This is a genomic window from Pseudoalteromonas piscicida (assembly GCF_002744175.1).
GTDB classification, from domain to species: Bacteria; Pseudomonadota; Gammaproteobacteria; order Enterobacterales; family Alteromonadaceae; genus Pseudoalteromonas; species Pseudoalteromonas piscicida_B.
In genome coordinates this window covers 25,413-35,634 of sequence record NZ_NKHF01000006.1, presented here as the reverse complement: position 1 = coordinate 35,634, position 10,222 = coordinate 25,413, and the positions used below count along the sequence as shown (strand labels likewise).

Sequence of the window (10,222 nt, the reverse complement as noted above, 5' to 3'; positions counted from 1 at the left end):
ATGTTGTAAGTGCTCAATAAATTCATCCATGAAGGTATATCCTGTCGGCGTCCTGCCTCCACCTCATCAAGCTGCGAAGCGGTGCTTCGTTCTTGACTCGGCAATAATGATTTGTAGGTAAATCACTGAAAGCGCAGGCAGTATAAAAATTTTTAACAGGCTTGTCACTATTAAAAGGTGAAAAAGTCACGATGAAATGCTCGATTGCTCAATAATAAGCCAAAGTGGTTATAGTTTGTGGATTTTGGGGGCGTTGAGTCGGTATAAAGTGAGTGTTGTATAGATATAAAAAAGCTGGCACTGAGCCAGCTTTTTTTGGAGAACGAATTAGGTTAGTGGTGCATGCCTAGTTTTTTCTCTAGGTAGTGGATGTTAGTACCACCATTTTGGAAGTTCTCGTCAGACAAGATCTTCTTGTGAAGCGGAGTATTGGTTTTAATTCCGTCAATCACTAGCTCATTGAGTGCGTTTTTAGCACGAGCAATTGCAACATCACGATTCTCACCATAAGTGATTAACTTACCGATCATTGAGTCGTAATGTGGCGGTACTGTGTAATCCGCGTAAATATGGCTGTCCCAACGGATCCCAAGACCACCAGCTGGGTGGAAGCGAGTAATTTTACCCGGTGAAGGAATAAAGCTCTCAGGGTCTTCCGCATTAATACGGCATTCAATGGCGTGGCCGCGGATCACTACGTCTTCTTGTGTGATTGAAAGCGGTTGGCCAGCTGCAATTTTAAGCTGCTCTTTGATTAAGTCTACACCAGTGACCATTTCTGTTACTGGGTGCTCAACCTGAATACGAGTGTTCATTTCAATGAAGTAGAACTCACCGTTTTCATATAAGAATTCAAACGTACCAGCACCGCGATAGCCGATCTCGATACATGCACGCGTACAGCGATCACCAATGTATTTACGCATTTCTGCTGTGATCCCAGGTGCAGGCGCTTCTTCTACCACCTTTTGGTGACGACGCTGCATAGAGCAGTCACGTTCACCTAAGTGGATGGCATTGCCTTGACCGTCAGCAAGTACTTGTACTTCGATATGACGTGGGTTTTCTAGGAATTTTTCCATGTAAACCATGCCGTTGCCGAAGAACTGTTTGGCTTCTTGTTGCGTTAATGCAATAGAGTCAATTAGCTCTTTCTCGCTGCGAACTACACGCATACCACGGCCACCACCGCCACCGGCAGCTTTAATGATAACAGGATAACCAATGCGCTTCGCTATTTGCATGTTGCGATCGTTATCTTCTGTTAATGGGCCATCAGACCCTGGCACACAAGGTACTCCGGCTTTTCTCATGGCTTCAATAGCAGAAACTTTATCACCCATTAGGCGAATTGTGTCGCCCTTTGGACCGATAAAGATAAAGCCACTTTGCTCAACTTGGTCAGCAAAGTCAGCATTCTCAGAAAGGAAGCCGTAACCTGGGTGAATTGCAACTGCATCAGTTACTTCCGCTGCCGCGATAATACGTGGAATATCTAGGTAGCTTTCACTTGCAGCCGGTTTACCGATACAAATGGTTTCATCCGCAAGAAGAACGTGTTTTAGGTCGCGGTCGGCTGTTGAATGTACAGCAACCGTCTTAATACCTAGCTCCTTGCAGGCACGCAATACGCGAAGTGCAATTTCACCTCGGTTTGCAATGACTACTTTATCTAACATAACGTTGACCTTCTGCGTAATTATTCGATGATGAATAGCGGTTGGTCGAATTCTACTGGCTCACCGTTTTCAACTAGGATTGCTTTAACTACACCAGCTTTGTCTGATTCGATCTGGTTCATCATCTTCATTGCTTCAACGATACATAGCGTATCACCAACATTTACCTTTGAACCTACTTCAACGTACGAAGCGGCAGTAGGAGAAGATGCTGAGTAGAAAGTACCAACCATTGGTGATTTTACTTGGTGACCTGTAGGAGCGCTGCTTTCAGCTGGCGCTGCTTCAACAGCCGGAGCCGCGGCAGGTGCTGCCGGTGCTGGCGCTGCCGCAGGTGCTGCAAAGTGTTGAGGTTGCGCGTAAACAGGAGCATTGCTGTGACGATTAATGCGTACAGATTCTTCACCTTCAGTGATTTCTAGCTCTGCAATACCTGATTCTTCTACTAGCTCGATAAGTTTTTTGATCTTGCGAATATCCATACAATGACCCGCCTGTTAGTTAATTTGAGTTATTTTGTTTTCGCAATTGCGCCAGTGCTGCATCTAATGCTGCACGATAGCCCAATGCGCCTAATCCACATATCACCCCTTCCGCCACATCAGAAAAATAAGATTTGTGGCGAAATGGTTCTCTTGCATACACATTAGTAATGTGTACTTCGTAAAAAGGGATGTCTACACTCAGTAACGCGTCTCGAAGCGCGATACTCGTATGAGTAAATGCTGCTGGATTAATGATAATCGCATCGCATTGCTCATATTGAGCGTGAATGGCTTCAATTAGTTCCGCTTCACTATTACTTTGAATGTGTGACAAGCTGACTTGCTGGCTTTGTGCATACTCAGTTAACGCTTCAACAATGTCGTTGAGGGTCTGCGTGCCGTACTTATGCGGCTCACGGCGACCTAGCATATTCAAATTAGGGCCGTTTACTAATAAAATCTTTAATTTTGCAGACATATTACGCGAACTTCCTTTAACTAAAGCATTAGCCAAAAATTTATACTGTATGGCTTGTTAACTTAAGCCGAATTCCAGCAAATAGCAAATATTTCTCCATTTCGTGGAGTATTATAGAGAGTTCGCGGTAAATAGCAGCAAAATACTGGTCTAATCAGCAGGGGAAAGGGCAGCGAATGCTGCCCGTGTGGTCATTACTTTGCGTCTTGCTTGGCCTTTTTTAAGTGGGCTGCAAAGTCGGTGGCGTCTAAAAAGCCAGTAACACGGTGTGCTGGCATCTCATTACCCTGACTATCAAAGATCAAAATAGTGGGTAAACCAAACACCGTAAATGCTTCCATTATCTCTTGCGTATTGTCATTCGCTTTAGTTAAGTCGAGTTTCAATAGCTCGTAATCTTTAAACTGGGCTTGGACTTCAGGTTTAGGAAAAGTGTACTTCTCAAACTCTTTACAAGCGACACACCAGTCAGCGTATAAATCAACAATAGGGACTTTGCCTTTTGCATTGGCTTTGGCAACTTCCTCACGCAGTGCTGCTAAGTCTGGTATTAACCTAAACTTTTGGGTTTTGCTGGCTTTTGACTGGTTTTTGGTTGGTAATTTGGCTGAGCTTTCAGTGGGGTGCTGTTTTAGCACCTCTAATTCTGCGCCTAATTTATCCACTTGTAATTGGGTTTGTTGTAAACGGGTTTCCAAGCTTGGCTCTTGCTTAGGCATAATGTACTCCTTTACACCGAATAGGCCCGGTATCAGTAGTAGAAGCGCCATTGCCCATAGTAAGGTTTTTCCTTTACTTGCTTGAAGCTGGCTTTGCCAAAAGTGTAAGTAAAGTGCCGTTGCAATAGCTAGGATACTCGCCATTAATACTATGATTTCAAAGTCTATAATACGTTCTAAAAGGATGAGAGGTACGAATAACATCACAAAACCGAATAGTGTCTTAACCTGATCCATCCAGCCACCAGCTTTTGGTAGTAATTTTCCACCCGAGGTCCCTAACAATAATAGCGGTAATCCCATTCCCAAGCTCAGTGCATAAAGAGTAACTGCCCCAACAACATAATCACCGCTCTGAGCAACAAACAATAATGCGCCAGATAGCGGTGCCGTAGTACAAGGGGATGCAATCAGCCCAGACAGCACACCCATCACAAACACGCCCCAGTAATTACCGCCTTTTTGTTTATTGCTAAGCTGAGTCAATTTATCCATCATGCCGCTAGGCAGGCGAATTTCGTACACGCCAAACATAGACAGCGCGAGGGCGACGAATAATATGCTAAAGCTAATGAGCACCGCTGGATGTTGCAAATAGGCTTGAATTTGACCACCGAAATATGCAACGACCAGTCCAAGTGCAGCATAAGTCACAGCCATACCTTGCACATACACAAAAGACAGACTGAACGCCTTTTTAGTCGAAAGACCTTGTTGACCGGCGATCAGGCTCGACAAAATCGGAAACATTGGGAACACGCAAGGGGTAAAGGCAAGACCAATACCTAGACCAAAGAACGTCAAAATATTCGCAAGCAAGCTGCGCTGCATTAATTGCTCAGTAAATGATAAATCTTTGTCTTCGCGGCTTGGCTTTGTAGTTCCCAAGGCCGGTTTAGGTTGCGTATCTGCTTTGATATTTGTTGGCGCAGTTGTTGTGGCTTCGCTAGCAATTACACTCAGCGGAACCTCAACAATTTCTGGTGGATAACAAAGTCCAGCTTCGGCGCAGCCTTGATAGCGAATTTTAACGATTGCACCTTGCTCAATATTGCTTAGTTTGGAAATGACGGACAAGTTATTAAAATAGACTTCTGTGCGACCAAAAAACTCATCTTCAATCATCTCTCCTTGTTCAAGCTCCGGCACTTGGATGTTGGCCTGCTTGGCGATAATTTGCAGGTTCTTCTTATATAAGTAATACCCGTCCGCGATATCCCAACCAACAAATAACGTTTTCCCTTGTTGGTCAAAATCAAACTTGAATGCCTCTTTTACCGGTAAAAAAGTCTGTTGCTTGGGCGCTAGCAAGCTGTCTAGCACCGCATTATTTGCTTGTGCGGGAAACCACATCAGCAATGAAAAAAGAACTACTAAGAGTCGCATTACAATAATACCTCGTCCATCCATTTGAAATAAGCTAGGTTGCCGCCAGTGATGTCCACAACTTGAATTTCTGGAACATCATAACTGTGAAGGTTACGAATAGCAGCCAACACTTGCTCAAGTTTTTCGGATTTTGTCTTGATTAACAGCTTTGTTTCTTGTGTTTGTTCAACTTGACCTTCCCAAACATAGATAGATTCCACCGTTGGGATTAGGTTCACACAAGCTGCAAGTTTTTGCTCTACAAGTTGTGTTGCGATTTTACGTGCTTCTGCTATCGAATCGCACGTAGATAAGACGAGTTTGTATCTTACGCCCATTGCCATTTCCATTTTAGGGTTAGTAATGGCATCTTAGCGGATAGCATCTCTTTTCTAAAGCGTCTAACTTGTATCGCTTGAATTAAGACCTTGGCACCCATATTTATCTTTCGTAGATTTGGAGAAAGTATGTTTAGATTCTTATTTATTTTATTTATTGCCATCCCGATTATTGAAATTGCGTTGCTGATCCAAGTCAGCGAGGTAATAGGCGGCTTTGCTACCATTGCCCTTGTAATAGCAACCGCCATTCTAGGTGCGAAATTAGTTAAACAGCAAGGCTTAGGAGCCTATGTTAATGTGCAACAGCAAATGTCTCGTGGACAATTGCCTGCTCAAGATTTATTTACTGGTCTGTGCGTGATAATCGCAGGGGTGTTGTTAATGACTCCTGGGATCATGACCGACGTATTAGGTTTTTTACTGTTAACGCCTGCCGTTAGGAAAAAACTGGCGCAGTCGCTTTTGGCACATGCCACTGTAAGAGTGCAAACAGGTATGCATTCGGGTCATTCGCCGTTTGCTAATCACACTCACAGTGACAGCTCGGATCAGCAAGAAGAAATTAGAGATCCATTTAAAAATCAATCGGATAAAAAGTCATCTACTACAATTGAAGGTGAATACGAAAGAAAAGACTAAAATTTTTTAGTTTTTTCTCTTGGGTTTTAATTTGCTCATCCCCATAAATGAAAGCAGTTGAATTTGCGAGTGTTAACCACAAACAAAAGCGTGGAAACACCGCCTTAAAAAAGCATTATTTCTGTCATTGTTCAGAAACTGTTAGGAGAACTAAATAAATGAACATTCGTCCTTTACATGATCGCGTCATCGTTAAGCGTCTTGAAGAAGAAACAAAATCAGCTGGCGGCATTGTGTTAACCGGTTCTGCGGCTGAAAAGTCTTCACGTGGTGAAGTGGTTGCAGTAGGCAACGGCCGCGTGTTGGACAATGGTGAAACTAAAGCATTACAAGTAAAAGCGGGCGACACAGTGTTGTTCGGCTCTTACATCGAAAAGACTGAAAAGATCGAAGGTCAAGAGTACCTGATCATGCGTGAAGATAATATCTTAGGCATCGTAGAATAATTAATACTTTTTAGTTTAATCGACAACAGAATTTAAGAGGAATTTATAACATGGCAGCTAAAGAAGTTCGTTTTGCAGGTGACGCTCGTACAAAAATGCTTAAAGGCGTAAACGTACTAGCAGACGCAGTAAAAGTAACACTAGGTCCAAAAGGCCGTAACGTTGTTTTAGAAAAGTCATTTGGTGCTCCAACGATCACTAAAGATGGTGTATCTGTTGCTAAAGAGATCGAGCTTGAAGACAAGTTCGAAAACATGGGCGCACAAATGGTAAAAGAAGTAGCGTCTAAAGCGAATGATGCAGCGGGTGACGGTACTACAACTGCAACTGTTCTTGCGCAAGCTATCGTGAATGAAGGCCTTAAGTCAGTTGCTGCGGGTATGAACCCAATGGACCTTAAGCGTGGTATCGACAAAGCAGTTATTGCTGCAGTTGAAGAATTAAAAACGCTTTCAGTTCCTTGTTCAGACGCTAAAGCGATTGCACAAGTTGGTACTATTTCAGCTAACTCTGACAAAGAGATCGGTGACATCATTGCAGAAGCAATGGAAAAAGTAGGCCGTGAATCAGGCGTTATCACAGTAGAAGAAGGCCAATCACTACAAAACGAATTAGACGTAGTGGAAGGTATGCAGTTTGACCGTGGTTACCTATCACCTTACTTCATCAACAACGCTGAAAAAGGCCAAGTTGAACTAGATAATCCACATATCCTTCTAGTAGACAAGAAGATCTCTAACATTCGCGAACTTCTACCTACACTAGAAGCCGTTGCTAAAACGAGCAAGCCACTACTAATCATTGCTGAAGATCTTGAAGGTGAAGCGCTAGCAACACTTGTTGTGAACAATATGCGTGGTATCGTGAAGGTAGCAGCAGTAAAAGCGCCTGGCTTTGGTGATCGTCGTAAAGCAATGCTACAAGACATCGCTATCCTAACTGGCGGTACAGTTATCTCTGAAGAGATCGGCCTTGAGCTTGAGAAAGCAACAGTTGAAGACCTAGGTACAGCTAAGCGCGTTGTTATCACTAAAGATGACACAACTATCATCGACGGTGCAGGCGAGCAAGAAGCTATCGACGGTCGCGTATCTCAAATCAAAGCACAGATTGAAGAAGCAACTTCTGACTACGACAAAGAGAAACTACAAGAGCGCATGGCAAAACTTGCTGGCGGTGTTGCAGTAATCAAAGTTGGTGCAGCCACTGAAGTTGAAATGAAAGAGAAGAAAGACCGCGTAGAAGATGCATTACACGCAACTCGCGCAGCGGTTGAAGAAGGTGTTGTACCTGGCGGTGGTGTTGCACTAGTTCGCGTAGCGAGCAAGATTGAATCACTAACTGGTGACAACGAAGATCAAAACCACGGTATTAAAGTGGCACTTCGCGCAATGGAAGCACCTCTACGTCAAATCGTTTCAAACGCGGGTGACGAAGCATCTGTTGTTGTTAATGCAGTTAAAGGTGGCGAAGGTAACTATGGTTACAACGCAGCGACTGGTGAATACAACGATATGATCGAAATGGGTATCCTAGACCCAACTAAAGTAACGCGTTCTGCACTTCAGTTCGCAGCATCAGTTGCGGGTCTAATGATCACAACTGAAGCCATGGTTGCAGAAATTCCTAAAGAAGAAGCTGCTGCTCCAGATATGGGCGGCATGGGCGGAATGGGTGGTATGGGCGGCATGATGTAATAAACATCATCTCCTAAGCACTACACGCTTTAGAAAAACCCTAACAGTTTGATGTTAGGGTTTTTTTGTGTCTGAAATTTGCTAAAGCGCCTTCATTTTAGGGGGGGGAAGTGGGGGATCGATTTAACGCCCATGTGTTGTTTTAGAGCGGAAAAGTGGGCAGCAAAGTTTTGCGTTACTTTCTTTTAATGTCTAGTGTTAAGGGGTCTATGGATTCAGCGGAGTTTTTTAGACTACTTATCTCAACGCTTTGCCAAATACTGTTGAACTTGGGCATCATGACTCATTTTTAAACACTTCATTTTTGGGTGTTATAACTCTATATTTATATATCGGAATTCTGAGAAGTACGTAGCGTAGCCGTTTGGGGAAGTTAAGCACTCCATATTGGTGAAGAGTTAGCAATTATGATAAAGGAGTAAGTGAATATGGAAGAATTACCTCAAAACAAAGGGTGGAAAGACTACGGGCATACGGGAGCAAAAGCTGCACTGAGTCTTATTCCTATAGCTGGTGGTGCTTTGGCTACGTTATTTGAAACGGTTTTTTCAGCACCAATAGATAAGCGCAAAGAAGAATGGTTGAGCTTATTAGCGAATACCGTTGATGAGGTTTGTAAAAAAGTTGAAAATTTGACACCTGAAAAGCTTTCTGAACATGATGCGTTTATTTCTGCATATCTTCAAGCTTCAAACATCGCAGTCAGAACTCACCAAGAAGAAAAAATCAGAGCGCTAAATAATGCAGTAAAAAATACAGTATTAAATGAAGATATAGATGAAACATTAAAGTTAATGTTCATTCGGTTCATTGACGAAATGACACCACTTCATTTTCGAATTCTGCACTTCTTGTCAACTCCCGAACATTACATTCAGAAATTGAATACAAATCCTAATAGTTATACCCATTGGGGAGACTTACGTAATGTATGGGGAAAAGTCTATACAGATATTGGAGCAAATGCTCCTATTATCGATTTGATTATCTCTGATTTAAATAGGTATGGAATGGTACGGATTAAACAGTTTCATGAAGCACACTTAGACTCAGTAGGCACTTCAATGGGGCAGAAATTCATCGACTTTATCGAACTTGAATCATCACAGATGATTTTAGAGTGACTCGCAACGCATGGCATCTTTACTGTGCGTTGGTTTCAGGTGTTAAGATGGCTTCGGTATTACGCTGCTCACATCTTAATGTGACGTTATATATCATAAGGAGCTACGGTGAGTAGAACTATATTTTTCTTCGTGAAAGTTTTTGATAAAGAAAAATACGCTGAAGATTTTATTCAAGGAATCTTATTTTCAAATAGACTTTCTTTTTTTAGAAAATATGAAGAAGACAAACCCGCCAATCGTGGTGATAAGTATGAAGGTGTAGTTGGCTGGCATCAGCCAGATCAAATACAGCTAGAAATAAATGGCAGAATCATTACTGATCTTGCCGGCCCAGTAATGCTTCAGATGAACTGGCATGATCACCTAAATGTTTTTTGTATTTATGCCGCCCATAGCGGTGACTTTTATGAGGTATCCGAAGACACAGTCGCAGCCTTTATGGAGCAAATTGCAATTCCTAAAGACTGCCTGAAGTTAGGAAAATATGCCGTCATAGTTACCAGCGTAACTAAATTTATTGAGCGAGTTAAAACAGCAGTCACTTCCAATGGTTATGGACTTAATGCTGGTTTAGTTGAGTATTACGACCCAGATAATTTTAATGGTTCTTTCTCAGAAATTGAATCCATTTTTAGAAAGCGAAATGAATTTAAGCACCAAAAAGAATATAGATTTGCTTTTGATACTGGTGTTGCTGGTGATGAACCACTAATGTTAGATATTGGTGACATTAGCGATATTGCGATGAAATGTAAGGTGTCAGATATTAATAGGCAACTGGAAATAAAGTTACTGAAAGGTAAGAGTGAATAACAAGTGTAATAACATAATCAAGTTTCCGATACGCTTTAATTTTTTCGCTGATGCGAAGTTGGTGCTCACCCTACATTAAAGTCAAAAGGATAGTTATGCGATTAGTTTCAAAAGCAATAGTTAATAGTCTTTCCGATGAAATAGGAGTTATGGTTTTAGAGTTAGAGGATTGCACAAGATGGTCAATGGTTGATAGACCACCTAATACCGTTCAGGGTGAAACAGCACATGTCTATGGCGATGGTAGAAAATACTATGTTCAGTTTGGCAAAAGAGCTAAAAAGTATGTAGTAGATGAAATGTAAGTAGCAAAATCTACCTAATAAGCCAAGTCTACGGAACAACTTTAAGCAGACTTAGCCTGCTTAGAAGTTGCCCGTGCTTGACCTAGTACTCTCATGAATTTTAGTAACTTAAATTAACGATAAAA

At 42.2% G+C, this 10,222-nt stretch carries 11 protein-coding genes; 6 read left to right on the top strand and 5 right to left on the bottom strand.

The features are described from left to right. Nucleotides 1–332: 332 nt before the first annotated feature. The 5 genes from accC to cutA form a co-directional block, all read right to left on the bottom strand. Entirely contained in the window at nucleotides 333–1,679 is a 1,347-nt protein-coding gene (accC, locus tag CEX98_RS01440) for an acetyl-CoA carboxylase biotin carboxylase subunit (protein WP_099640367.1), read from the bottom strand. A gap of 20 nt (nucleotides 1,680–1,699) precedes the next feature. After that, nucleotides 1,700–2,161 carry an acetyl-CoA carboxylase biotin carboxyl carrier protein gene (gene accB, locus CEX98_RS01435; protein WP_099640366.1) on the bottom strand — a complete coding sequence of 154 codons (462 nt, stop codon included), beginning with the start codon at nucleotides 2,159–2,161 and terminating at the stop codon, nucleotides 1,700–1,702. Between the two features lie 19 nt (nucleotides 2,162–2,180). Continuing rightward, on the bottom strand, nucleotides 2,181–2,642 hold the full coding sequence (gene aroQ / locus CEX98_RS01430; RefSeq protein ID WP_099640365.1) for a type II 3-dehydroquinate dehydratase: 462 nt from the start codon (nucleotides 2,640–2,642) through the stop codon (nucleotides 2,181–2,183). 194 nt (nucleotides 2,643–2,836) lie between these two features. Then, a complete protein-coding gene (locus tag CEX98_RS01425) occupies nucleotides 2,837–4,747 on the bottom strand; it encodes a protein-disulfide reductase DsbD (RefSeq protein WP_099640364.1) in 1,911 nt (636 codons plus the stop codon). Further along, nucleotides 4,747–5,067 carry a divalent-cation tolerance protein CutA gene (gene cutA / locus CEX98_RS01420; RefSeq protein ID WP_099640363.1) on the bottom strand — a complete coding sequence of 107 codons (321 nt, stop codon included), beginning with the start codon at nucleotides 5,065–5,067 and terminating at the stop codon, nucleotides 4,747–4,749. Before cutA ends, CEX98_RS01425 begins: the two co-directional genes overlap by 1 nt. Before the next feature lie 129 nt (nucleotides 5,068–5,196). Between cutA and CEX98_RS01415 the strand changes: the two genes are divergently transcribed. The 6 genes from CEX98_RS01415 to CEX98_RS01390 all read left to right on the top strand — a co-directional run bounded on the left by CEX98_RS01415 (nucleotide 5,197) and on the right by CEX98_RS01390 (nucleotide 10,097). Continuing rightward, a complete protein-coding gene (locus CEX98_RS01415) occupies nucleotides 5,197–5,709 on the top strand; it encodes an FxsA family protein (RefSeq protein ID WP_099640362.1) in 513 nt (170 codons plus the stop codon). 158 nt (nucleotides 5,710–5,867) lie between these two features. Then, a complete protein-coding gene (locus tag CEX98_RS01410) occupies nucleotides 5,868–6,155 on the top strand; it encodes a co-chaperone GroES (RefSeq protein WP_010368755.1) in 288 nt (95 codons plus the stop codon). 50 nt (nucleotides 6,156–6,205) lie between these two features. Further along, entirely contained in the window at nucleotides 6,206–7,852 is a 1,647-nt protein-coding gene (groL, locus tag CEX98_RS01405) for a chaperonin GroEL (protein WP_099640361.1), read from the top strand. Nucleotides 7,853–8,280: 428 nt separating this feature from the next. Next, nucleotides 8,281–8,976: a hypothetical protein gene (locus tag CEX98_RS01400; protein WP_099640360.1), complete on the top strand. Its 696-nt coding sequence runs from the start codon at nucleotides 8,281–8,283 to the stop codon at nucleotides 8,974–8,976. 108 nt (nucleotides 8,977–9,084) lie between these two features. Continuing rightward, entirely contained in the window at nucleotides 9,085–9,792 is a 708-nt protein-coding gene (locus CEX98_RS01395) for a hypothetical protein (protein WP_143484308.1), read from the top strand. A gap of 95 nt (nucleotides 9,793–9,887) precedes the next feature. After that, nucleotides 9,888–10,097: a hypothetical protein gene (locus CEX98_RS01390; RefSeq protein WP_099640358.1), complete on the top strand. Its 210-nt coding sequence runs from the start codon at nucleotides 9,888–9,890 to the stop codon at nucleotides 10,095–10,097. The last annotated feature ends 125 nt before the right edge of the window (nucleotides 10,098–10,222 follow it).

What these genes read in the sequence shown, in the direction of transcription:
- accC (WP_099640367.1), bottom strand. Translation starts at nt 1,679, where the DNA reads ATGTTAGATAAAGTAGTCATTGCAAACCGAGGTGAAATTGCACTTCGC.
- accB (WP_099640366.1), bottom strand. Translation starts at nt 2,161, where the DNA reads ATGGATATTCGCAAGATCAAAAAACTTATCGAGCTAGTAGAAGAATCA.
- aroQ (WP_099640365.1), bottom strand. Translation starts at nt 2,642, where the DNA reads ATGTCTGCAAAATTAAAGATTTTATTAGTAAACGGCCCTAATTTGAAT.
- CEX98_RS01425 (WP_099640364.1), bottom strand. Translation starts at nt 4,747, where the DNA reads ATGCGACTCTTAGTAGTTCTTTTTTCATTGCTGATGTGGTTTCCCGCA.
- cutA (WP_099640363.1), bottom strand. Translation starts at nt 5,067, where the DNA reads ATGGGCGTAAGATACAAACTCGTCTTATCTACGTGCGATTCGATAGCA.
- CEX98_RS01415 (WP_099640362.1), top strand. Translation starts at nt 5,197, where the DNA reads ATGTTTAGATTCTTATTTATTTTATTTATTGCCATCCCGATTATTGAA.
- CEX98_RS01410 (WP_010368755.1), top strand. Translation starts at nt 5,868, where the DNA reads ATGAACATTCGTCCTTTACATGATCGCGTCATCGTTAAGCGTCTTGAA.
- groL (WP_099640361.1), top strand. Translation starts at nt 6,206, where the DNA reads ATGGCAGCTAAAGAAGTTCGTTTTGCAGGTGACGCTCGTACAAAAATG.
- CEX98_RS01400 (WP_099640360.1), top strand. Translation starts at nt 8,281, where the DNA reads ATGGAAGAATTACCTCAAAACAAAGGGTGGAAAGACTACGGGCATACG.
- CEX98_RS01390 (WP_099640358.1), top strand. Translation starts at nt 9,888, where the DNA reads ATGCGATTAGTTTCAAAAGCAATAGTTAATAGTCTTTCCGATGAAATA.